Annotated in this window: 18 protein-coding genes; 2 read left to right on the top strand and 16 right to left on the bottom strand. The window is 52.2% G+C overall.

All coding sequences use genetic code 11. The features are described from left to right. Positions 1-56: 56 nt before the first annotated feature. The 16 genes from HFP08_RS09635 to HFP08_RS09560 form a co-directional block, all read right to left on the bottom strand. Positions 57-4115, bottom strand: coding sequence for a carbohydrate-binding protein (locus HFP08_RS09635; RefSeq protein ID WP_168120379.1), 4059 nt, complete (start codon positions 4113-4115; stop codon positions 57-59). A 20-nt stretch (positions 4116-4135) separates the two neighbouring features. After that, complete coding sequence (locus HFP08_RS09630) at positions 4136-5506, bottom strand: 3-keto-alpha-glucoside-1,2-lyase-like domain-containing protein (RefSeq protein ID WP_168120378.1); 1371 nt, start codon at positions 5504-5506, stop codon at positions 4136-4138. Between the two features lie 70 nt (positions 5507-5576). Then, positions 5577-7517, bottom strand: a complete 1941-nt coding sequence (locus tag HFP08_RS09625; RefSeq protein WP_168120377.1) for a type 2 periplasmic-binding domain-containing protein — start codon at positions 7515-7517, stop codon at positions 5577-5579. 77 nt (positions 7518-7594) lie between these two features. Further along, positions 7595-8494 (bottom strand): carbohydrate ABC transporter permease, encoded by a 900-nt coding sequence (locus tag HFP08_RS09620; RefSeq protein ID WP_168120376.1) that lies wholly within the window; start codon positions 8492-8494, stop codon positions 7595-7597. A gap of 19 nt (positions 8495-8513) precedes the next feature. Further along, positions 8514-9473 carry an ABC transporter permease gene (locus HFP08_RS09615; RefSeq protein WP_168120375.1) on the bottom strand — a complete coding sequence of 320 codons (960 nt, stop codon included), beginning with the start codon at positions 9471-9473 and terminating at the stop codon, positions 8514-8516. A gap of 191 nt (positions 9474-9664) precedes the next feature. Beyond that, a complete protein-coding gene (locus HFP08_RS09610) occupies positions 9665-10915 on the bottom strand; it encodes an alpha-L-fucosidase (RefSeq protein WP_168120374.1) in 1251 nt (416 codons plus the stop codon). Positions 10916-11083: 168 nt separating this feature from the next. Continuing rightward, positions 11084-12778 (bottom strand): sensor histidine kinase, encoded by a 1695-nt coding sequence (locus tag HFP08_RS09605; protein ID WP_168120373.1) that lies wholly within the window; start codon positions 12776-12778, stop codon positions 11084-11086. A gap of 29 nt (positions 12779-12807) precedes the next feature. After that, positions 12808-13593, bottom strand: a complete 786-nt coding sequence (locus HFP08_RS09600) for a response regulator transcription factor (protein ID WP_168120372.1) — start codon at positions 13591-13593, stop codon at positions 12808-12810. A gap of 391 nt (positions 13594-13984) precedes the next feature. Continuing rightward, positions 13985-14626 (bottom strand): peroxiredoxin-like family protein, encoded by a 642-nt coding sequence (locus tag HFP08_RS09595; protein WP_168120371.1) that lies wholly within the window; start codon positions 14624-14626, stop codon positions 13985-13987. Positions 14627-14687: 61 nt separating this feature from the next. After that, a complete protein-coding gene (locus tag HFP08_RS09590; RefSeq protein ID WP_168120370.1) occupies positions 14688-15266 on the bottom strand; it encodes a TetR/AcrR family transcriptional regulator in 579 nt (192 codons plus the stop codon). A 563-nt stretch (positions 15267-15829) separates the two neighbouring features. After that, positions 15830-17485, bottom strand: coding sequence for a glycoside hydrolase family 53 protein (locus HFP08_RS09585; RefSeq protein ID WP_168120369.1), 1656 nt, complete (start codon positions 17483-17485; stop codon positions 15830-15832). A 98-nt stretch (positions 17486-17583) separates the two neighbouring features. Continuing rightward, a complete protein-coding gene (locus tag HFP08_RS09580) occupies positions 17584-18411 on the bottom strand; it encodes a sugar ABC transporter permease (RefSeq protein ID WP_168120368.1) in 828 nt (275 codons plus the stop codon). Between the two features lie 44 nt (positions 18412-18455). After that, on the bottom strand, positions 18456-19361 hold the full coding sequence (locus HFP08_RS09575) for a carbohydrate ABC transporter permease (protein ID WP_168120367.1): 906 nt from the start codon (positions 19359-19361) through the stop codon (positions 18456-18458). A 24-nt stretch (positions 19362-19385) separates the two neighbouring features. After that, on the bottom strand, positions 19386-20648 hold the full coding sequence (locus HFP08_RS09570) for a sugar ABC transporter substrate-binding protein (RefSeq protein ID WP_168120366.1): 1263 nt from the start codon (positions 20646-20648) through the stop codon (positions 19386-19388). Positions 20649-20676: 28 nt separating this feature from the next. After that, positions 20677-21750 (bottom strand): glycoside hydrolase family 53 protein, encoded by a 1074-nt coding sequence (locus HFP08_RS09565; protein ID WP_168120365.1) that lies wholly within the window; start codon positions 21748-21750, stop codon positions 20677-20679. Positions 21751-21930: 180 nt separating this feature from the next. Next, entirely contained in the window at positions 21931-22920 is a 990-nt protein-coding gene (locus tag HFP08_RS09560) for a LacI family DNA-binding transcriptional regulator (RefSeq protein ID WP_168120364.1), read from the bottom strand. A gap of 222 nt (positions 22921-23142) precedes the next feature. Between HFP08_RS09560 and HFP08_RS09555 the strand changes: the two genes are divergently transcribed. Next, complete coding sequence (locus HFP08_RS09555; protein ID WP_240941241.1) at positions 23143-23871, top strand: FadR/GntR family transcriptional regulator; 729 nt, start codon at positions 23143-23145, stop codon at positions 23869-23871. Further along, positions 23868-25106 (top strand): CynX/NimT family MFS transporter, encoded by a 1239-nt coding sequence (locus HFP08_RS09550; protein WP_168120363.1) that lies wholly within the window; start codon positions 23868-23870, stop codon positions 25104-25106. The genes HFP08_RS09555 and HFP08_RS09550 overlap by 4 nt, the downstream gene beginning before the upstream one ends. Positions 25107-25213: the final 107 nt, after the last annotated feature.

Raw genomic sequence — 25213 nt, 5'->3', positions numbered from 1 at the left:
CTGCTTCCTGTCTCTCAAGCTGTCTCTCAACCTGACTCTCAATCTATCTCTCACTCTCATTCTCCGCCCCACAGCAGGATCAAAGCACTTGCAGCCTGCGCAAGCGCATCTGTCGCCGCCTCCGAAATCAATCCGGCCAGTTGAACGGACGGAGCTTGAATGTAGGTTAACAGATCAGCCATGTACGCTAAGGCTGCAGTCTGATCGTCCTGATCAAGACAAGCCTGAATCATGCTCAATCGAACGCTTAGATTAGCCGCGATCGCTTCATGGATATCGTCGACCGCAGCCCATTCGTCCACCGCTTGCCCCATAGCCGCAACAGTTTGCAGTGGTTCCGTCTCGGGCGGCTCCGTTCCGGCGCCATCATTCTCCAGCAGCATAACCTTGCCGCTGTCAATCAGCGCCGCAGAGATGTTCAACTCATTCTCCACCCGGGTAAACGAGTTGTCATAGAGGATCACGCCGGTTACGCCGCCGCTCACTGTAATACCGTTCTGCGAATCCGTGAACGTATTCCCGCTTACGACCGCGTCGCGCAGACTGCCGGCCGGCGAGCCGCCGGTGATCTTGATGATGCTGTTTTCCTTCAAACTATTATTCCTGACCATCGCCCCGATCTGCAGCGTATAATTGCCCTGACTCGTAATGCGAATCGCGGAGTTGCCGGACCACTGATCGTTTACCCCGTACATATGCATATAATTTCCGTCCTCAATGGTATTGCCCGTCACATCAATGTACCAATCCGGCTGGTTGCCGCCGTATACAAGCCGTCCCCAAGCCTCGAAGCCCTTGGCTTGCTTGAAGTTGTTGCCGGCAACCGTCATATTGACGGCCTCGCCATAGAACTGGAACGCTCCGTTATTGTCGAAGCTGTTGTCAATATAGAAGCCGTCCCGCTGCAGCGATGTAATAGAGAGAGTCGAAGTCTCGTCGGGCGCAACCTTGAACGGACTGTCCAATTCAATCACATCCTTGGTATGGTCGACGATGGCGCGCATTTGACCGGCGCCCGTACCGGAGAGAATGAATACCCCTCCGCCTCCGCCCCAGGAATGCGCGGTCCATGTAGCAGCCGCGCCGCCGTCGGGTAGTGTCAGCGTAGTCCCTTCGACAGCTCCGACCGGACCGATATAAGCGCCGCTGCCGCCGTCGTTGGTCATCGCCTCACGGTCATTGCCGACCGTATTTTTGAAGGAATTCCGACCGAAATACACATTTTGCGTAAAATGATCAATCGGCTTGCTGATGCCGCCGCCCGTTGCCGTCAAATCCGCACTTGTAATGATGTTATCCTCGAACAGCAGACCATCGGGACCGCTAATCGAATACCAGCCGTATTCTCCGTTATAAATGGTGTTCCCGCGCACCAATGCCCCTTCGGGATTAACCAATACGAGAGAGCGATTGGGACCGTACAGCACACTGTCCACCACCTGGATATTCCTGCCGCCGAGCTTCAGCACATCCATTCGGCCATTCAGCCGGGTCCATATCTCGTGATCGATAGCTTGCTCCGTATTTTCGATGAGATGACCGGCGAATGGGTCGGCGATGATGCGAACCCGGCGGATAAACACATTGCCGGCATCCCCCGTATCCGTATCGCCTACAATGAAATTGCCGACTCTCGTCGCTTTCAGACTAATGTCCTCAATCGCAAAATCATGCGTTCCCTTCACAAGCGACTCGGGCAACTCGCCCGCATCCCAGCGATACGGCGACCAGAACACTTGGGTTAATGCCTGCGACGCTCCGCGAACCGTCGTATGAGTCGGAATCTCGATCGTGTTGGTGAGGTGATAGCGTCCGCTTGGGAACATAACGACGCCGCCTCCCGCTGCTCCCGCTGCCCGCAGCGCTTTGCGTACAGCCGCTGTATCGTCGGCGATGCCGTCTCCCTTGGCGCCGTAATCCTTCACGTTAAATTCCGTCTGCGGCCAATCCGGCTTCTGCCCTATGGCAAGCGTTGCGCCCTTGCTCCACGCAGTCGCCCCGCCCTTGCCGTTATGCACATACACCTTGTAGTCGCCTGGGGGCAAATTGCCAGGCAGATCGGCCTCGACAGAGTAAGCGTCGATCATCCGAATCGCAGCTTCGTCAAGCGCAAGCACCTGCCCGGTGCTTGCCGATTCCAAAGCAATCTGCGGCTTTGCGGCTCCGTCATCCAGATTATGCCCCGTAAGACGGACCCAGCCGCCCGGGCTTCCGAACGTACCTTGATCGCCCTGAGCCCAAACGATATCCGGCGCATTCAAATACACGACGTCCGTTTCCCTGCCCGGCATCACCGGCTTTATCGCATAGACGCCCCCTTCCTCTCCTGACGGAATCAGGAATTTCAGCGATTGATCCGACTGCTGCAGCGGCGTGATTGAGACAGCCTCTTCTTCATCCCACTGCGCTGCGGTCACGCGCGGATTGTCGTCGGCATCCGTCAGCTCATCGGGCTGCGGATGCAGGATATAGGCAGGCGCCTGTGGATTGGCCAAGCTGTCCGGCAAGCGGTATAGCTTAATCGCCGTCACCGTGTCCAAATGCTCGCCAATCAACATCGCAATCTCGCCAGGCTGCATCTCCGAAGAGGTCCAGAAGAAGGTCGGCAGCGGCAAGTCTCCCAGCTCGAACGCAAGCTGATGCGTTGCCTCTACGTTGCCCGCTTGATCCGTCGAACGGTATTGCAGCGCGTAGCTTCCTTCTTGGCGGAAGGACAGAGGCTCACTGTACGAATGCCAGGTTGCTCCGTCGTCCAGACTGTATTCCGTTCCCTGCACGCCTCGATAATCATCGTATACCGAGAGCGTTACCGTCACCGCGGAGGTATAGTAGCTTCCGTTGAAGCTGCCGTCTACAGCGGCCTGCGTCACTGGCGGCGTTGTATCTGTACGGCTGTATGTCCTGTTGAATATCAGCCAGTCGAGATTGCCGATATGTCCGTACTGCGTTCCTTCGAATACCAGATACACATCATGCACCCCGGCGACCGATTCCACCGTCACCGCTTCTTCGGCATACGTGCTGTAGTCCGCTGCTGTCGGTTGAAGGCGCAGCGATCCGATCAGTTCACCGTCCGGACTGTCCAAATGCACATCAATTCGATTTCCTTCCGCTTCATACGGAACGGCTATGCGAAAGACAACATCCTTCGCGCCCTCATCTTCGAAGTCGACGCCTTTGTATTCCGCATAGTCCCCGACGTAGATCGAGCCTACCGCTTCATTAAGCACACGGATTTTACTGCCCGACAAGTAATCCGCCGTCTCGGCTTCAATGGTGGCGAACGCCGATCTTGTACCGAGATTTTGCAGCTCGAGCGTCAAGCTATGCGCCGTTTCTACATTGCCGGCATTATCGGTCGAGCGGTATTCCAGCGTGTAGCTGCCTTGTTCATCGAACACGACAGGATCGCTGTAAGCTTGCCAGCTTGTTCCCCCGTCAATGCTGTATACAGTTGAGGCGACGCCGCGATAATCGTCATGCGCCGATAAAGTGACCGTGACTTCCGACGTATAATAAGCTCCGTTGTACAGTCCGTCCAGCGAAGCCTCCGTCACCGGAGCAGTCGTATCCGTAACCGTATAGGAAGTATGAAATTGAAACCACTGCAAATTGCAGAATTGCAGAGAGCCGCTGGCCGGGTCGGCAACAAACACCAAATATACATCGTGAACGCCGTTGACCGTGGACGAAAGCGCCGCTGCCTCCTGCTCCGCATGACTATAATTGTCGGCCGTGCCCATTAACCGCAATTTGCCGATTAAGGCTCCAGCCGGGCTGTCTGTGCGAATTTCGATGAAATTGCCTTCAGCAACATTCGGCACCGCTACGCTGAACACGGCATCGAGCGCGCCGGAAGCGCCGAAATCGACCGCTTCGTATTTCGCCCAATCTCCTGCATTAATACTCGTCAGAGACGTGCCGCTCGCCTTGATCTTCCCGCCGCTGAGTTGATCCGCCGAACCCCCGTTAATGACGCTGTATGCATCTCTTGCGGAAGTGTCCGCATAGGCGGCAGGCGCTGTTCCGAATTCGTAACCATTGGCGCTGGCGACAATAAGCAGCAATATCATGAATCGCCACACCGGCTGACCCCATTTACCGAAACCCGTCATCTTCCTCTCCCCTTTCATCCTCATTCCATCGGAGCGGGCTGATCGAAATCGCCGCCAGCTTCATTGTCATAATCGCCGCCGAGCGGATCGTCCAGCTTCGTCACAATGAGATTGTCCAGCTTCACCTTGCTGTCCTCGGTGCGGATGCCCACAGAACCTACGAGATTCGGCAGAGTGCTGTCCGTCGCCTGAATCATCAATTGACCGTCCAGATACACCTCAATTGTATTGTCCAGAACCTTGGCCTTGATGGTATGCCACTCGCCGTCCAGCACATTGTCTATACTTACTTTTTTCAACGTACTGGCGGAACCGGCGAACGACTTCTCAAGCACCAGCTCTGTCCCGTTCATACAGCCGACAGCGTAATAGAAGTTGCCGTACAGCTTCGTATCCCGCGCGCGAACCAGCAATTCGGCGAGATTCCCGCCGCTTCCCGATGGATCGAATTGCACATCCATGCTCACTTCGTAGTCCGTCCACGTCTTGTCGCCGGCGAAGGCCAATCCGTTCGCCCCGTTGCGCTGCCAGGAGCGATTGCCGTCCGCATCCTGATTGATGCATGCGCTTGTAACGCCTCGCCATACCGGATTGTTCACAGCCTCGGGCTCATTGCTCACCGAACCGTCCTCGAACCTCTCGCGCAGCAAGGTATCCGCAGCTACCGGCTCCGTATCCGTGTAGTCGCCATCGGGCGGTGTGTAGTTGCTCTCTCCGTCGATAACAATGTCCTGAAATTCGGCAGTAATTGGATTTGCGACTGCGGAATATCCGGCGATTCCCGCCTCTATCGTCGTCCCCATGTCGATGTTGACGTAATTGGACAATACCCAAGCGCCATCCTTCTTGTAATAACCGGTAAAGGCATTGCCTTGACGCACCAGCTTCATTTCGACGGGGAAGCTCAAGCTAGCGCCGCGCTTATAGGCCGTGCTCCCGCCATCTTCCGTTCGGTACGTCAGCAATAAAGAGCCGTTTTGCATCCGCAGCATCACGTTTTTCGAATCCGCCGCTTGGCTGCCGCGAAACATTAAACCGGCGGCCGCATTCACATTCTCTATATCGTCTACCGAGTTGAGCGTTGCCGAAATTGTCACGGTGCTGCATTCCCCATACAGCGATTCTACCGGCTGCGACACCAGCGTGAAGCCGTCGGCTGCTCCCCACACATTCCAACCGTTCGTAGTCAGCGTAGTTGTGCTGCCGTTCTGCGTGACGCCGCCCTCTGTTTCAATCCCCTGAGCATCGTAAGTCGTCACGGTCCAGTTTTGCGGCGTAAACGAAGCGTATGCAGCCGGGAGGCCGTTCACTCCAGCCAACATCGCCATCAGACTCGCAAGCAGAATCATGCCCAACCTCGACAGCTTCATGGGCAGAGCTGGTTTTTTCATTAATTTCCCTTCCCTTCGTAATAGAGTTAGAGGGAACCGGCGCGAGGAGCGCACCGGTTCTTCTCAGAGTTTAGATATTGTCCATATACTGTGCGTTCGTTTCGCGGAAAGCCGCGTCGATTTTATCCTTCAAGCCGTCGGTATAACCGTCCTTCTCTGCGGTGGACAGGAAGTCGTTCCACAGCTTTTCGAATTCAGCATCATCCTTGGCAACCAGCGTTTTGGTCAGCGCATTCTCGAAATCCGCCCGCTTCTTCCAGGCCTCGTCGGCCTCCGGCACCTGAGTCACATACGAATAAATTTTGGGCGCTGTCGTATCGTCGGTTGGATAAATGCCAGTTCGACTCATATCGAAATAGGTGTCGGCATCCTTGGCGCTTAATTGCTTGTCGGGATACCAATTAATCGGATCGAACCGACCTTGGCCCATAAACGTAATGAAATCGCTTTTCGACCGGTCATCGTTAGACTTGTCCCCGATTTCCAGGCCATATTGCTGCGCCGCCGTTCCCGGCTTCAAATAGACCATCTGGTCTTCCAACGCTTTGTCCTTATAGACCCGCATACCGTCTTGCTCGGTGAACAGTCCCGCGCTCTTCGGTCCCCAGTACCACAGCTTCTCGCCGGCGTCGGATTCCAGGAAGTCAATCCAACGAAGCACCTGAGGCAGATCCTCTTCGCTGACAGAACCTTTGACAATTTGAATTCGGGTTCCGGTATCCGGGAATGCTGTCGGCAATATGAAGCGGTCTTTGTTGAACGGTATGTCCAGATAAACCTTGCGGTAGCGGTAAGCTTTTCCCGCTTTCTCCAGAGCCGTATTGTCCGGTTGAATGTAAGAAACGGCGTAGAGCCCGTTGTTCAGCTTTTGCTGGAATACGTTGTACGGATCGACCATCGCTTCCTTGGAGGCTACGCCGTCGCGAAGCAGCACATTCATCTCCTTGACCAAATCCTTGAACTCAGGCTGCTTGAACATCCATTCCACCTGCTTCGTTTGTTTGTCCCAATAGGTGAAATAGTTATTGTTGCCGCCGCTCGAGTAGCTGCCGTTCAGCATGGTGAACAGCCCGGTCATGAGACTCCAGTTGTCCTGCCCCGAGAAGGTATAGATCGGCGCTATTTCCTGATTGCCTTCCTTGAGATGAAGCTCTTGAACATTGTAGAGGAACTGAATGAAATCCTCCTCGGATTGGATTGGAACATCGAGAATGTCGTCCTCCGTGAACTTGCCATTCGTGACGTACAAATCCTGAATCTCTTGCTGGGATTTGGCGTCGGGATAGAGCATCTTCAGAACGTCGTCGCGCACCCAAATGTTTCCATAAGGGCTTGGCTGCGGGTATTTGCTCGCATCAATATCCGGATAAAGTACGGGCAGAGCATTATTGTATATGCCTGCGGGAACCGCATAAGCTTTTCCGTCCATACTGATGTACGGCTTGCTCCACACAGAGTCGAGCGACTGCGGAATTTTGTTCATCACATTCGGCATGTACTGCGGAATAAGATCCGTCAGATCATAAATTTTGTCATTTTCTACAAGCGTTTTCATTTCATTGCCGTTAATAATCAGATCCGGCCAATCATTCGTAGCCGCAATCATTCCCAGCTTGACTGCGCCGGTAGTGTTGCCGCCGTTGTCATACGAATGCTCGAGATCGATATGGACGCCGGTTACCCGTTCAATTTCCTTGGTTACAACATCATCCTTGTACTTGCGGGCTCCGGCGTAAGTTCCTCCCGTCCCATGGTCGAACCACACCTTCAAGCTTAATGTTTTGCCGGTCCAGTCGGGCAATTCCGAGCTGTCCTGCACATCTTCCGGAATCGGGCTGAAGCCGTCCGGAGTCGTTGAATCTGTTTCCGGCTGCTTGGTCGTCTGCTGCGTTCCCTGCGGATCATCCGCGTTCACGTTCTCCGCATTGTTGTTCTTGGTACAGCCCGTGAACAGGACCAGAACCAGCGATACAACGAGGAGAACATTCCAAATTCCTTTCGCTTTTCCCATACGCTTGTTGAACCTCCCTTTTGAATGTAGAGAAATCATTTATGGCAAAATTCCAACTTGGGAATCTGTACCCGCTCTTATTCTTTCACCGAGCCGATCATCACGCCTTTAATAAAATGCTTCTGCAGAAACGGATACACGAGGATAATCGGAATCGTCGTAATAACAACCTGAGCCGCGCGAATCGCTTCCGGCGTAACATGTACGATATGGTTCAGATTCGTTTCCCCCCGCTGCTGCGCTTCCTGAATCAGCTGTGCGATCATCTGGCTCTCCTTGATCATCTGCATCAGCTTGAACTGCAACGTCTGCAGGTCGCCCGAAGTAACGAAATACAAGGTGGACGTCCAATCATTCCAGTGTGTAACGGCAGTCCACAACGCAATCGTGGCCAGAATCGGACGCGACAAAGGCAGAATAATTCGCCAAAGAATAGAAAGCTCGCTGGCTCCGTCAATCTTGGCCGATTCCTCCAGACTTGCCGGTATCGTATACAGGTAGGTTCGAATAATAATGACATTGAAGAAGGAAAAGGCGCTCGGCAAAATGTACACTAAAAAGTTGTTCAGCAAATGAAGCTTCGAATATAACAAATAGGTGGGAATCAACCCCCCGTTCAAAAACATCGGGACGATGAAAAAAAGCAAAATGGCGTTGCGCCCCACAAGTCTGCGCTTGGTCAGCGCATACCCGGCGGAGAATTGGACAATCAGCGCGAACAACGTGCCCAATACCGTTTGCGAGACAGATACAATCATCGCCTGAATGATCGTGGAATCCTTCAGCAGCGTCGCGAAATTGCCAAGCGTCGGCATTCGCGGATAGACGGTAATGCCGCCAAGCATGCTGTCGTTGCCGTCATTCAGCGCAACGGCGAGCGTATTCAAGTAGGGATACAACGCCGCCAAGGCGAGCAAACCGATAAATAGATAATTGCAAATGGTGAAAATACGATATCCTGCGTGTTGATTCTTCATGTTCGTCTCCCTCCAGGCCTTACCATATCCCGCTGTCCGTCAATCGCTTCGAGACGGCATTCGTTCCGATGGTCAGCAGCAATGCGACAAGTCCTTCGATAAATCCGAGCGCGGTGGTTAACGCATATGCGCCTTGTTGAATCCCCTGCTTGTAAATGACAGTTGAAATGACCTCGGTATTCACATATGGATTTTGCAGACCGTAGATCAATTCAAAATTGCTTTGGAACAGATGACCAAGTTGAAAGATAAGCATAATCATAATGACCGGCAGTATCGTGGGCAGCGTCACATGAATAGCCTGCTTCAGCTTGCCCGCTCCATCCAGATGGGCGGCTTCGTAAAGCTGCGGATCGACGGAGGAAATTGCCGCGAGAAAAATGATCGTACTCCATCCCGTTTCCTTCCACAAGGATAAAAGCAGAATATTCGGGATAAAGAAATGCGGATTAGACAGAAACAGCTCCCGCTTCGCCTGCAGACCCGTCCAGAGGAGAATGTCGTTTAGCGGACCGTACACGGCATAGAAGGCGTATGCGATGCCGACTACGGATATCCAGCTCAGAAAATGCGGCAAATAAAGCAGCGTCTGCACAAACCGCTTGAACAATTGCTGCCGCAATTCATTCAGCAGCAGCGCCAGCAGGATGGGCGCCGGGAAGCTGATTAGAATCATCAATACGCTAATCAGCAGCGTATTGCCGATCGCGCTTGTCATCATCGGCAGCTCGAACACCTCGCGGATATACTTGAGCCCCGCCCACGGACTGCCGAAGAAGCCCTTGAACACGTCATAATCCTTGAAGGCCACGATCAATCCCGGCAAGGTGAAGTACGAGAAGATCAGCACGATGACAATCGCCGGACTGAGCAATAGATACGTATATTTATCCTGCTTGATTTGTCGCCAGCGCCAATGCCGGCCAGCTCCGGCAGCCGATTGTCCGAGCGGCCTTTTCTTTTCTGCAATCGTTTTCATAGATATTTCCCCGCTTCCTTGCTTATCATGTCGTTCAATCTCTCCTTCCATTTTCGTTGTATGCGCTTGCATAAACAAGAGACGATATTGAGGATGGCCTAACGGTATTTTGTTTTTTATACAAAAATGAGGCTGTAACGGGGACCTGATCACAGTCCCGGAAACAGCCTCTTCCGCAATAAGCTATGCAATTAATTGTTATCGATTCCCGCAAAATAAGCCGACATCTCGCGAAGGTCGGGATTCCCGACGCAATCCGTAATACGAAGCCGCAGCGCTGCGGCCTTCACAGCCGGGAAGCGGTCGATTTTCTTATGCCCGATCGCGCTGCCCTCCACAAGCATGCTCAGGGATCCATCCTCAAGCACAGCCTCCAGCGTGTACGACCGCACAAGCTCCCCATGCTCAATCCGCTCCATGAGCACGATATGATCGACGGCTGTCTCCTTGGCGAATTGAATCTCATGCAGTTGCCCCTCTCCCGAAACCGTCGCGAGCGGCTTGGCGAATCGCCGGCGAACCTCGTCGAGGAAACCAATCGCCGCATCCGCGTCCGCATCAGGAATGAGCCCCCTGTTATCCGGGGCCAAATTCATCAGCAAATTACAGCCATGGCCGACCGAGCTGTAATAAATATGCAAGAGCTCCTCCCGCGAGAAGATGATCGATTCCTCTCCCTCGCGCCAGAACCAGCTTTTCGGCCGAATCGGAACATCGCACTCCGCGGGAACCCAGAGCGGCGTCTCGGGCAGCCAGGTCAGCATATCCGGCGTGAACATGCTTGCTCTTGCCGATTCCGCGCGATTCCAGCATGGATACGGGGCAATTCCATCCTCATTGCCCACCCAGCGAATCGTCGGAACGCCCATATTGAAGCGCATCGCATGAGGCTGATATTTCTCGACCAGCCCGATGATGCGCCTCCAATCATACTCCCGTCCCTCGGAGCCGGCTCCGTCGAACCAAACCTCGACCAGCGGACCGTAAGACGTCAGCAGCTCGGTTAATTGCTCGGCATACAAATCGTCATAAGCCGCTTTATCCGCGTATTTCGGCTCATGCCGATCCCATGGGGACAAATATAGCCCGAACAGAATTCCCTCTTCCCGGCAGGCCTCCGCAACCTCCCCAACGACATCTCCCTTGCCGTTGCGCCAAGAGCTGGAAGCCACGGAGTGATCCGTTGTTTTGGTCGGCCACAGACAGAATCCGTCATGATGCTTGGCGGTCAAAATCAAATAACGGAATCCCGCACGCTTCGCGACGCGGACCCATTGCCGCGCATCAAACTGCGACGGCGCGAACGCTTGCGGCGATTCGCCGCCGTCGCCCCATTCCTTGCCGGTAAAGGTGTTCATGCCGAAATGACAAAACATGCCGAGCTCCAGGTCTTGCCATGCCAATTGGTCGGCGGTTGGTTTCGCAATCCCCTCTTTAGACATCCTCTTCATCCCTTCCTTGCGTCTTTTCTGTCCGCCGCACAAGCGGCAGCTTGGACGCTTACCCTATTTTCATAGGTTGCGTTGACCCTGACAAGAGTCGAATTGAAGGATTGCCTAACGGAATTTTGTTTTTTGAAACGGAGCATGAAGCTATATTGCACACAACAGCTAGTCGATTTGTCGACGAAAAGGCAAAATCATTGTCGCCTTGGTTCCCGTAGGCGGGGAGCTTTCCAAATAGAGGCCGAACGGCTCGCCGTAATACAGCTTGATGCGGCGCTCGATATTCGACAGCGCGTATCCGCTGCCGGACGGCTTGGATTTCAACGTCAGCTCAGAGACGGAAGTTGAGGGCACAGGCTTCCCTGACGGATCGATTCCTCCCCCATTGTCGCAAATTTCGATCATGACTTGCGCAGCCTCTCTCCTCGCCGCGATCGTCACTCTTCCTCCTGAATCAAGCTGATGAATGCCATGTAGGAGAGCGTTTTCTACAATCGGCTGCAACAGGTTGCGCAACAGGTACGCCTCGTTCAATTCCGGCTCCGTCGTGATCGCATAGTTGAAATCCAGCGCATAGGAGAATTGATGCATCTTCATATATTTCTCTAGCATCGCAAGCTCCTGCGCAAGCGTCACTTCCACTTCGCCGCGACTCAGGAACAAGCGATAGAATTCCACCATATCGTCGATAAGCTGGTGAAGCCTCTCGTCCTGGTAAACCCACTTGATTCCCGAAAGCGTGTTGTACAGCACATGCGGATTAATATGATTTTGCAGCAACTCGGCCTCCAGCAGCCGGCGTTCCACTTCCTTCTGTGCAGATTCTTCGTAATGACGTCGAATATGGACAACCAATCGATGAAAGCTGCGATCAAGCTGGCCAAGCTCATCATGACCCAGCACCTGCTTAAGCTGATCGTCCGAACCGAGGCTGTCCACTTCCCCGCGAATCATGCCCGTCAAGCGTACAAGCCGTTTGGTCAGCAAGGTGGACACAAGTCGAATGGAGACGAAGATGGTCAGCAATAATCCGGCCAGCATGATGAAGGGAAGGAGTACAATCGGCGCAAGATGAAGCCAAACTGAGGTTTTGCCGACATAGAGCAGCAGCTCGTCCTGCGCGGACTTTAACGGCAGCTCCACGAGATAGGCATCGCCGAAATCCCCTTTGCTTCCGATCGTATAGCTCGTCCCGTCCTTCATGCGATAGACTATTCGGCTGTCCGAGGGCAGCATCTCCCTTAAGGAACTGAACGTTTCCTCCACCGGGAAGACGACCTCGGTAATGGCAAGCGGTTTGTTGATGTCCATAATTGTCCCGTAAATGCGAACCTCCAGATGACCGGTCTCTTGCGAGGACTTTAACATCCGCACGGGATAGTCGTTGCTTGCATTCAGCACTAGCCGGCGTACAGCCGGATCCAAATCGTCGATTTTCCTGATGCCGTCCGTGCTGTAAATCGTCTGATTGAAGCTGTACAGATGAATCTGATTGTGCGTGTCATCCGAGCGAAGCGCATCAAGCAGCGGGCGCACATTATCGAGATTATCCATATAGGCGAGCAGATCGGAGCTGTAATTCTGCTTCAGCAGCAACAAAATTTGCAGATTGTTCGTCACGTAAATCGATTTTTCAATGCTGGAGTAGAACTTCTGATCCAAGAGCGACGCTTCATTGCCAAATTGTTCGTTGTACGACGCTAACAGCGCCTGTTTCTTCTCAAACATGTAGATGCCCAAAGAAATCATGGAGAGCAATAGCAATGGCGGGAGCATGAGCACGAGTATCGCCGCGAACAGCTTCTGTCGATAATATAGCCCGCTATAGAGCCCGCTTATTCGAGCGAACAGTCGTTTCATGACCCTTGCCCCCCTTGCGCCTGCCAGGATTAGTGGAATAGCCTTTTGTACTGGGATGGCGAGAAGCCGGTATGCTTCTTGAACACCAGACAAAAATGCGATTTGTTCACATAGCCCGACTCTTCGGCAACCCGATAGATCAGACTATCCGGCTTGCGCAGCATTTCCTTCGCTTTCTCCATTCGGTATTCCGTCAAATATTCGAATATGTTGCTCCCGGTCTTTTCTTTGAACAGCTTGTTCACATGACTGACGCTTAGATACACGGCTTCGGCAATTTCCTGTACCGTAATCGTCTCGGCATAGCGCGATTCCACAATTTCTTTGATCCGGTCGACGATGTCTTCATGATAGGTGCTCTCCTCGCCTGCTTGCTCCAGGGCCCGGGATTCCCGGTATTGCATCAGCAAGGACTCTCTCTCCCGGCGCAAGGTTTGCTCGCGGACGAGCTTGCCGATTACCTTGGCCACAACCTCATTCAGCTCATCCTTGCGAATCGGCTTTAACACATAATCCGCCGCCTCGAGCTGCAAAGCGCCGCGGGTAAACGTGAAATCGTCATAATTGCTCATAAAGATCAATTGCACAGCCGGGAATTCCTTCTTCACTCTTTGTCCCAATTCGATCCCGTCCATGAGCGGCATTTGCACATCGGTCAATACAATGTCGGGCCGCAAAGCCTTCGTCGCTGAAAGCGCCTCCATTCCATTCGAGAAAATGCCCGCTACCTCGCATCCTAATGACTTCCACGGCAACAAACCGGCAATTCCTTTGCGATCGCGTAAATTATCATCGACAATAATCAGCTTATGCATCCGCTTATTCCCTCCGTCCGAACGTTTCTTCTTACATTCATAGCAGATTTTGCAGAGGCTGACAAGGAGGGCGCGTTGTCTTTGCATCCAAAGAATATCTCTATTCACATACAAAAGGATCTCATTTCCCACTTATAGAGGTTGTTCAAAAAGTCCACTTTCCATCACGAAGTATGCCAAGGAGCATATTCGACATCGAATATTGAATTCAGACGAAACTTCCGGTGCTCACGTAGCTTCAACTACGCTCCGCTCCTCAGTTTCTACCTTCATCCAATCTTCTCGATGCTGAAAACCGAACTTTTTGAACACGCACTTATAGTGGACTGAGATCCTTTTTATTCACGAATAGCGTTCTCTATGTCCGCTTGTTTATTTCTCGATGCAATATTTATAGCTTTCTCAATTCATGCAGGATGCTCTCCGGATCCAAACGCTGCATAAAGTCCGGATTCACATAAGCGGAACGGATGATGCCGGATTCGTCAATCATAAAGGTAGATGGAATCGGTAGAATCCAGCGATCAGTGGCATTGTATTCTGCCAGGTCCATTCCCATTGGTTTCATAATATCTTGTATGTAGTCAGGGACATCGTAAAGAATGTTATAGATAGCGGCCACGAGACCATGGCTGTCGCTAAGTACCTGGAACGTCAACTCCGCTTTTTCTTGATGGGAAAGCGTGTTGTCCGGGCTTTGCGGGCTGACCGCAATCAGCTGACCCCCGAGAGCTTGAATATCAGGCAGAAGCCGCTGATAGGCCTTCAACTGACTGTTGCAGAACGGGCACCAGCCTCCACGGTAGAAGGTCAGGACAACAGGCCCTTTGGACAGCTCATCATAAAGGTTGACCGTTTCTCCCAGAGCATTCTTGAGTGTAAAATCCTTTGCCTTCTGCCCCTCCTGTCGGCCGTACACCATTCCTGCTTCCTGCTGCTCCCGGATTTGACGGAACATGGCCATTTGAATTTCCATAGGGGTATGCGCTGTAAATTCCTGTTTGTTTTTCGTTAGTTCTTGAGCTAATGACATCGTTTGCTCCTCCTTGAAATAAAATGCACCCATTGCCGACGCTGCTCTCCTTACAAGAGAATCATAAAGCCAGTCGCTGCAAAAGCGGTTCTGTCACGAAGCCGAACATCTTCGGATCGCCGTAAGCCCGCGCCGAAAGCATCGCTCCGTGAACCGTTGCCATGAACGATTCGGCCTCGGCATGAGCGGAGCTCGTCAGCCGGAGTTGACCTCGGCTAACGCCTTGCTCCAATACAGATGTTAACCATGCCGACAGGGAGCGAAAATGTGCACGGACCTCCAGGCCAACTTTCTCGGGCAAAACGGGTAGTTCGCTTGCCAACAGAGCGCAGATGCAGAACGGATCGCTCGCGTCCGCAATGCAGGCTTCCCAATAACCAACGTAGGCACGAAGCAATTCCAGCGAATCGTGTACCTGAAGGTTGAGATTCGCCAATCCAACTTCTCCTTCTTTCCGATACCGGGCAACCAGCGTTCGGACCAAATCGACCTTGGTTGGAAAATGGTGATGAATGCTCGCCTTGCGAATCCCGACCACCTCCGCGATGTCGGCATAGCTGAAGCCGTTATAACCGCCGGTCACGATTAAATTACGAGCGCAAGCCAGAATGTCATCATACGTAGTCGTTGAATTTTTCATAATATGAATCTACCATCTGGTAGGTAGCTTGTCAACGCACAAATTCATAGAAATCTGACTTGACAGAGTCGTAAGCGAAGTAGCCTGTCGTTCATTCCGTTTCCTTAATGGCATTTGGTTCTCTCCGACCATGGGATCCTAACGAAGACTCATAACGCTAAACGCCTGAATCTCAGGCCTGCGTGAATCTAACGAAAATTGGTATCGTTATTTCATCAATAGCGAGCATGATCGCAGCCCGAAACCTTGAAATAAGATGATAGATCTTCGTTAGATTTGAATAAGATGCCTTTTTATGCTCTTAACGTTATCAATCTTCGTTAGCGTTCCGCCTGTCTCCATCAAAGCCACTTTTCTAGACATTTCAGCATTTCGAGGTCTTCATGTGATGTTCGACCTGCAGCTTTTCATCAGTTTGTAACCATATTTTGTAAAAATAATCGGTTAGGTGTGTTTGGGTTGCTCTATAGTCGGTCAAAAATTAGTTGACATAGTACGCTATATGGTTGAAAAAAGGCCCATAATCGCAATAGTTGCGACATGGACCTTTCTCCCAAGAAGCGTTATTCCACTTTTCTGAACATCGCCTTATCGAGATTGAGCCAGTCATTCGCCCCGGCAACTGTATAGATGCCGATCTCGCAAGTGCCGTTGGTGACCTCGATATTGTCAATGGTGAACAGATTCCAGTTCACATCGCTCGTTTCGATCGTCGTATCGAGCTCCGAGCCTCCGTAATTCTTCGCATAGAGCTGCAGCGTCGTCTGATCCCCGTTGGTCATGGCCCATACGCTGAACGAATAAGTGCCGTTCTCAAGGCCCGTGAAGGTCTTGTAGATCGAGGCGCTGTAGCTCGACGAATTCCAGAATGTCAGCTTGTAATCGCCGTCGAAGGCGTTGCTGCTCTCCGTCTTAATCGTTGTCGCGGAAATGCCGCTTGGAAGCCACACGCTCCAGCCGGACGGGGTATTCGTGTAACCGTCTGACTCGAAACTGGAATTAGTCAGGAGATTCGACGCAGGCTCGTTCAGCAGATTCATCGAGGAGAGAGCGTCCCCGTCGAAATCGAACAAGGTCAGATTATCCCATGTATTGGTCGGAGTGACGGAATCATTGGCATACGCCACACCTGCCGCCGTCCCCCACACGGCATCCTCCACCGGCAGCCATGTTGGCTCCCAGTAGAAATAACCGAGGCCGCGACTGTCGGGGACATTGAGGATAATGGACTCCAGATCGTTCATGAAGTCGAATTGCCCTTGCGGTGTCGCGGGATATCCCGCGATGTTCTCGTCGCCGCTTATGAATACGTTGCCCGCTCCATCGCCGTCGCTCAGGGTATAAGCATAAGCGGTCTCCACGATCATGACGTCCTTGTCGTACCTCTTGCTGATATCATTCAGATTGTATTGCAATTCATCCATCGTTCCATGCCACATCGGGTAGAAGGAGAGACCAATAATATCAAAGTCCAAATTCGGATCGGCGGCAAGCAGATTGCCGAACCACCACAGATAGAGCGCGTTATCGCCGCCATGATCAAGATGAAGAATAACCCGGGTGCTTGACGCCGCCGAATCCCTCACGCCGTCGATGGCACTCTCGAGCAATTCGGCCAGATCGGAGAAGTCGTCATTGCCATCGCCCACCTTGCCGTCATCGTGCAAAATCCCCGTCGGAATCTCATTGCCGACCTGAACCATATCGGGGACGATTCCTTCGTCCGCGAAGTCGTCGAGCGTGTCCTTCATATAGTTGTACAGCGTCGTCTTCAAGCTGGAGAAGGACAGGCTGCTCCAGGCTTTCGGCTTGATCTGCTTGGCAGGATCCGTCCACCAGTCGCTCAGATGGAAGTTGATCAGAATGCCCATGCCAAGGTCATCGGCCCGCTTGGCAAGGGCCAGTGTCGTCTCGAAGTCGTTGGTTCCTCCGCCATAAGGGTTGCCGTTCGCGTCATAGGGATCGACCCACAGCTTCAGTCTGACATAGTTGGCGCCGTTGTCATGCAGAATCTCCAGCGCGTCTCCTTCGACATTGTCCGAATAGAATTGACCGCCGAGGTCTTCCACCATGCTTAGCATGGATACGTCAACACCGCGGATGAAATCGTCGTACTCCTCCGCCGTTGCGGACGAAGGCGCGTTGACGCTTCCCCCGAGCAGTACCGCAACAACCAGCATCGCTGTCGTTGCTTTCCGAAACCGCTTTCTCAACATCATACCATCCTCCTCTGATCATGTCGCTTGCCCGTTCATACAGATGTATCATCAGACCCCCGTCAAGCCGGTTCATCACCTCCTCTCAATATGTATGACCGTCAGCCCTTGACGCCGGTTGCGGCCAGACCGTTCTGAATAAACCGCTGCATGAACATGAACATCGCCATGATCGGCAAGGATGACAGCACCGCGGCGGCCGCGAACAGCGTCCAGTTCGCCGCGAACTGATTCGTGATGAAGGTCTGAAGCCCAAGCGCCAGCGTGTGATTGGCCGGCTTGTTCAGGAAGACCGAAGTAATGACATACTCGCTGTACGCCGCGATGAAGGAGAAGACGAAGATAACCGCGATTTGAGGCCGAGCCAGCGGCAGAATGATGCGCGTGAACACGATCAGGTGACTGGCACCCGACACGAAGGCCGCCTCGTCAAGCTCCTTCGGAATCGTATCGATATACGCCTTGAGCAGCCAGATATTGAAGGCGCTCCCTCCCGCCAGCACCAGGATCAGCGCGAAGACGCTGTCCGACAGCCCGAATCGATAGATGAGGATGAAATAACCCGAAACGGCCATGCTGCTCGGGAATACCTGAAGCACGAGCAAGGCAAGCAGTCCGTTCTTCCTGCCGGGGAAGCGCTGGCGCGAGAAGGCGTACGCCGACGTGCTCGTCAGGAACAGTTGAATAACTGACACCCACAGGCAGATCTTGAGCGAGTTGCCAACCCAAATCATGAAGTCGGTCTCTACGATCAGACGCTCGTAATTTTGCGTTGTCAGCGCCTTGGGGAACAGTGTCGCGCTGAAGAAGCTTTGGCCTGCGGAGAAGGAGGCCATAAAAATCCAATAAGCCGGAAACAGCGTGCAGAAGATGGCGATCCATATGACTAGCCGGCTTACCCATAGACTCGCCCGTTGATTCCCTTTCATTTTGTCTTCCTCCCCTTACGCCATTCGATTTGTTCCATATCGATCTACTCCTTGAACGCCCCGGAGAGCCTGAGATTGACCAGCGTCAGAACCCCGACAATGAGGAATATGAAAATGCTGAGCGTCGCCGCCAGATCGTAGCGGTTCGACCAGGTCGTCATCTTGTAGACCATGCTGGCGAGTATGTCCGTGCTGCCCGCGAACTGGGAGTTGACTTTGGCCGGTCCGCCCTGGGTAATCATATAGATATTCCCGAAGTTATTGAAGTTGGCCGCGAACGAAGCCACAACAAGGGGAAGGCTTACCTTAAGCATAAGCGGCAGCGTAATGCGACGAAAGGCGTACCATCTGGAGGCGCCCTCCACGCTGGCCACCTCGTAGAAGACGGGCGAGATCGACTGCAGCCCGCCCATGCACACATTCAGCATGTAGGGGAAGCCCAGCCAAACATTAACGAGGATAATACCCGCTCTCGCCCAGAAAACATCCGTGAGCCAAGGAACGCCCGCAATGCCGAACGTTTCAAGCAGATGATTGATGCCCCCGTATTGCTCATTCAGCAGACCTTGCCAGGACAGAATGGCGATCGTCGCCGGCAACGCCCACGGAACAATCAGAATCGAGCGGTAAATGCCGGACTCCCTCATGAGCGGATTGTTCAGCAGAACCGCAAGTCCCATGCCCACCGCATAGGCGAGGACGGTGCTGAGAAGCGCGAAGCCGACCGTCCAGCCAAGCACGGAGAAGAACACATTCTTGATGCTGCCTTGCAGCAAGGTCTCGTAATTCCTCCAGCCGACGAAGTCGTAGCTGTCCAGATGGTACATGTTGTAGTTGGTGAAGGAGATATAGACCGTATAGGCGACCGGCAGAAAAGTAAGAACGAAGATCGAGATCAGCGCAGGCGATAAGTACGTGTACGCAGTAAGGTTATGCTTTGCTTTATTCATTCCATCGTCTCCTGGTCGGCTGTCTTACGAGCCGGCATGCATCAGCTCGATCGCTTCCTTGAATTGCGCTTCGATATACCCGGCCGCATCTGCCGGAGTCAGCGTGCCTTGGAACAACAGCCGCATGTTGTCGGAATACGGGGTCCATAGCTGCCCCAGCTCCGGAACGGATGGAAGCGGTTCTCCGCTCGCGATCTGCTTCATGAAGGCCTCCGTCACGGCGTCCATCTCGATTTGCTGCTGAACACTCAGCTTGGCCGGAATTCGGGCGCCTGTCTCATACATTTCCACAGACGCTTCATCTATCAAGTATTGATAGAAATCCCACACGGCGTCCTTATGAGACGATTTCGAGCTGACGAAGCCGACCTGCGTCCCTACCGGCGTCACGAAGGGCTTTCCATTCAAGGCTGGCATCGGAGCGAGCTCGAAGTTGACTCCTGCCGACGCAAACGCGTCCACATCCCATGGACCGCCGATATAATAAGCGGTTTCTCCATTCTCGAAAGCGCTTCTTGCGATATCGAACGTAATGTCGGACGAGATGAAGCCTTCGTCAACCATCCTCTTGATATAGCTGTAAGCTTGAACCGCGCCTTCGTTGCCAAGCCCGATATCTTCGGTGTCATAGGCATTGTCCGCCCACTTGAAAATATAACTGTCGAAAGCCCGCACGAAGCCCAGATCATAATAGATGCTCGTCGCATCGAACTTCACTCCGCCGCTCGACTTCGCCGTCTCGAGCAGTTCGTCCCAGGTAGCCGGCGTTGCGGATACCTTGTCCTTGTTATAGAACAGCGTGACCGTCTCCACTGCGATCGGAACGCCGTATCGCTTGCCGTCTACGTAGCTGGCCTGTACCGCCGCATCCACATAATCGTCGTCATTATAGAAGTCGGCAGGCACTTCCTCCGCGAGCTTGGCGGTTACAAAGCTGGCAAGCTGATCGTTGGCGATGCCGAATATGCCGTCGGGACCTCCCTTGCTGTTGGCCGCCTGGGCGAATTGCTGAAGCTCGATGCTCGTCTGGACAATCGTCGCTTTGTTGCCCGTCTCTTCCGACCATGCGTCCGCGTACCTTTGAAGCAGCTCCGCCTCTACCTGGAAATTCGTCCATAGCGTGATCGATTCTCCCCCCTTCCCGGAATTGCCGGATCCTCCCGCCGACTCGGAGGGCTGAGACCCCGTCGCAGTCAGCGATTCCGAATTCGCGGCATTATCGCTGCACCCGGACAGAACGGCCAGACTCATAACGGCTAGAAGCGCAAACTGTAATCCTTTTCTCATGTAAAGCTCCCCCTTCAATATCATGAAATTAAAACTCTTTGATAGCTTGCAAAGCGGGCAAAGCCCGGCCCTCGTAGTCGAACAGCGCGAGGTTGGCCCATACATTCGACGCCTTGCCGGTGCTCTGCAGATATCTCCTTCCAGCCTCCGTCGCCCAGCTTGCCTCGGGGATGCTGATCCAAGTCGGCTCCCAATAGAAGAAGCCGATTCCTCTGCCGTTCTCCACCGAACGGATGACATTCATCAGATCCAGCAGAAATTGACGCTGTCCTTCGGAATCGATGGAATAGGGAACGGTACCTGCTTGCTCCTCGGTGAAGATCATGGGCTCATTATGGATTCGGTCCGTTGTGAACGGGAAGGCCGTCTCCGCAATAAGCACATCCTTGTCGTAGCGCGAGGAAATGTCGTTCATATTGTGAAGCAGCTGCTCCAGCGTGCCGTGCCAGAACGGATAATAGGACAGCCCTATAATATCAAAATCCAGCTTGGCTGTGGCAGCCGCGTCGAACCATCTGCGATATAGCGCGTTGTCTCCGCCCCAGTCCAGATGAATTACCGTCCGAATTTCAGGGTTATGGTCCTTGACGGCTTGAATGCCGGCCTCCAGCAGCTCGATCATATACTCAACGTTCTCAAGCTGGCCTTCCGGGCAGAGCAGGCCGTTCGTAATCTCATTGCCAATTTGCACCATAGAGGGCGGCACTCCATAGCGCGCCAGCTCCGTGAGCGTGTCGTAGGTATATTGGTAGACAGCTTCCTTCAGCGCCTCCCCGGATAGATTCTGCCAGGCCTTCGGTTTGATCTGAACCTTCGGATCCGCCCAGAAGTCGCTGTAATGAAAGTCCAGCAAATATCCCATGCCTTGCTTTGCAGCTCTCTGCGCGAGCTTGATCGTTGTAGGAAGATCATTCGTTCCTCCGCCATACGGCTTATTATTCGCATCGTAAGGATGATTCCAAAGCCGAAGACGGATTTGATTCACTTCATAATCACCGAGAATCTGAAAGGCGTCGCCCTCTTCTCCGCCATTGTAATATTTGGCGCCTAGCTGCTCGATCTCTCTTTGAACGGAAATGTCCATGCCTTTGATAAACTCCATCAACTTCACCTTTCTAATAAATTATTTATTATTTATATGGTAAATCATTTACTTAATTTATGTTATCACGTTCCGTCAAATTCTGTCAATCAAAATTTGTAACCGCTTTCTACCAAAGGTGCTCCTTCACCTCTCATCGCATAAAAAAGCGACCGCCGGTTGGCGATCGCGCGGCTGCAGTCAGCAGCTTTTTCTAAAAATCGGTGTGCCGTTAATGTACACAGTCTTGGTCGTCTCCCTGTTCCTCAGAACGCGTTCCATCAACAAGTCCAGCGCTGAGCTGCATAGAATCGAGATATCAATACGGAAGGTGGTGAGCGGCGGCGAAACATATTGCGCGATGCCGATATCGTTAATGCTGAAGAACGATACCCTCCCCGGAATTTCCCATTGTCGCTCGTTGAACGCCTGGAGGGCCCCGATCGCGAGCGCATCGTCCGCAACGCAGAACGCTGTCGGCATCTCCTCTTGAAGCTTATTGATGGCGTCGACGCCGATGCGATAGCCTTCCTTCACCGTAAAACCTTCCGCAATGAAAACATGTTCTTCCTTCAGTAGTTTGTAATAGGCCATTGTCTGGCGGAAGGACCATTCCCGAATGTCCATAAGAGGCTTATGGGTGACCATCTCGTAATCGGGACCGCCGATGAATCCGATGCTCTTGTGTCCCTTCAAGACGAAATAATCCACGATTTGCCGCACCATGGAGTCTTGATTGGCCTGTACGCTGTCAAACAAGCTCTCGTCGGGCCGAGTATTGATAAACACGCCCTTGCGCGTTATTCGCTTGAGATACTCGATCTCCTCCATATCGAACCAGCCAATCGCAATGAACCCGGTCATATCCGCCTTCACCGCTCCAATGCCGTCTCGCTTTTCGTATCTCACCAAGCTCATATTCCGGTTCTTGGCTTGATCAATAATCTCATTCAGAATGGATTCGTTGAATATATTATCGAGCTCCTCGCCCTCTTCTCCCCAGTAGAGCAAGGCGATATTTTCTATTTTGGGATTAACCTTCTTCTTCGTATAGCCAATCTCTTCGGCTGTCTTGAAAATCGCAGCCCTGGTTTGCTCGCTGACCGATATTTTCGGATCATGATTCAGCACTCTCGACACGGTCGCGTTTGAGATGCCCAGCAGTTCGGCAATTTGCTTGACGGTAGCCATTCTTCCAATCCTCCCAGTTATTCTTTTAAGTAAATATTTTATCTTTTAATTTACTAATTGTCAATTCTATGAAGACTTCATATTCAATATGAGAAAACCTCTCGAGGGAGGAGCGTTGATAATAAAACTATGATAACAATTATCATTTTCATCTATTCAAATCAGAATCAATCTGTTATAATACGACCATTGAACCAAACATCCTACGTTTAAATTGGAGTGATGCTGTTGTTAACTCAGACGCAACGTTTAACCTTGGTGGAGCAGGTCGCCTCCCAAATCCAGATGAAGATCGAAAACAACGAATGGCAAGTAGGGATGCGCATTCCCCCAGAACCCGAACTGATGGAGCAGCTTCAAGTCAGCCGTAACACCTTGAGGGAAGCTATTCGGGCTTTATCGTATGCAGGGCTGCTGAAAACCAGACAAGGAGATGGGACCTATGTCTGCTCTGCAAGTGTTTTGGGAGCCGTAATTGAAAAGGTGATTCAGCATACCGACAGACTTGAGAGCCTGGAGGTTCGATATGCCTTGGAAAGAGAGGCCGCCGCCCTGGCTGCGTTCCGAAGAAATCAAGAAGATTTGGAGGCAATTCGGTCATGCTTGGAGCAGTGCAGACAAGCAGCCAGCCAGCAGGATCTCAAAAGGTATGCTCATTGGGATGTCGAGTTTCATAAAAAGGTGATTGCCGCTTCACATAACCAATTGATGTCAGATTTGTATAATCATATTTCCGAGGCGCTGCAAACCACGATTTTAGAAACGGAGGATTTCGAAAATGCAGCTTTTTATCAAGACTCCCATGAGCTGCTTTATCAAGCCATTGCGAATCAAGATGGCCATCAAGCCGAGGAAGCTGTTCGCTCATACATTGAAAAGGCTCGTGACACACTACCCGACTTGAACGGTAATTGCTTACCTAAAACCAAATCGCAGGAGGAACCCTTATGAGTTCATCGGAACAGTTGATTAAAAAACAGAATGCAATACCCCACTCCGGAACCCCCGCGCAAGCGAGATTCTGGCTCATGATAGTAGGCATTATTTTTATCGCAGCAAATTTGCGCGCTCCCCTCACCTCGGTAGGGCCATTAGTCAGTATTATTCGGGAGAATTTGCATATTTCAAATACCTCAGCCGGCTTAATTACCACAGTTCCACTGATTGCATTTGCTTTGCTATCGCCTTTTGTACCCAAATTAGCACGCAGATATGGTATCGAACGCATCCTCCTCATTTCCCTTATCGTTTTAACTATGGGGATCGCTGTTCGCTCATTATCCGGAGTGGTAACCTTGTATGTTGGAACCGCATTTCTGGGATTCGCAATTACCATATGCAATGTATTACTGCCGAGCCTGATTAAACGGGAATTTCCAAGGCAAATGGGTGCAATGACAGGCATTTATTCTGTTTCTATGAATGTATGCGGGGCAATCGCATCGGGTATTAGTGTTCCCTTAGCTGTAGGGGCGGGCTTGAACTGGCAAGGTGCGTTGGGGGTATGGGGAATACTTAGCGTCATTTCTATTCTCATATGGGCACCGCAACTTAAGGCTTCAGCGAAACCAGCCACTGTTGCAAGCAGCGCAGTGAACAACCAACGGATTCCTATATGGCGCTCTCCATTAGCCTGGCAAGTAACTCTTTTTATGGGCATACAATCGACCATTTTTTATGTGCTGGTGGCATGGTTGCCTGAAATACTAAAAGGTCAGGGCATCAGCTCAAGTCAATCCGGCTGGTTTCTGTCGATTCTGATTATAGCTTCGCTCCCCTTTGCATATATCGTTCCTGTTGCAGCCGGGCGCATGCATAATCAACGGTTATTAGTGATTATTACATCGGTTTTACTTTTGATTGGAACACTCGGTCTCCTCTATAGCAGCATCCATCTGTTATCATTTGGGGTTATTATCCTGGGTATTGGCGCGGGCTCTGCCTTTGGCTTGTCTATGATGTTTTTCGGCTTGCGTACCCAAAGTGCCCATCAGGCGGGTGAACTATCGGGGATGGCCCAATCCATCGGATATCTACTGGCTGCTATTGGCCCAGGACTAATTGGATATTTGCATGATGCCACTCATGGTTGGCGCGTTCCACTCCTGATATTGGTTGGCGCTTCTGCTCTACTCGGTCTGGTTGGTTTGGGGGCCGCTAGAAATCAATTTGTTGAATCTGAATAGCTGCAATTGTGTACCACGCCCAGATGATAAACGCCATGCGGTGGATCGCCACAAAGAAGCTTGATTTCTCAAGCTTCAGCGGGTTCTGTATGTCCGTAACGAACTCA

This window comes from Paenibacillus sp. HB172176 (assembly GCF_011947265.1).
GTDB lineage: Bacteria > Bacillota > Bacilli > Paenibacillales > Paenibacillaceae > Pristimantibacillus.
The sequence above is the reverse complement of the archived record's forward strand: the minus strand, read 5'-3'. Positions and strand labels throughout refer to the sequence as shown.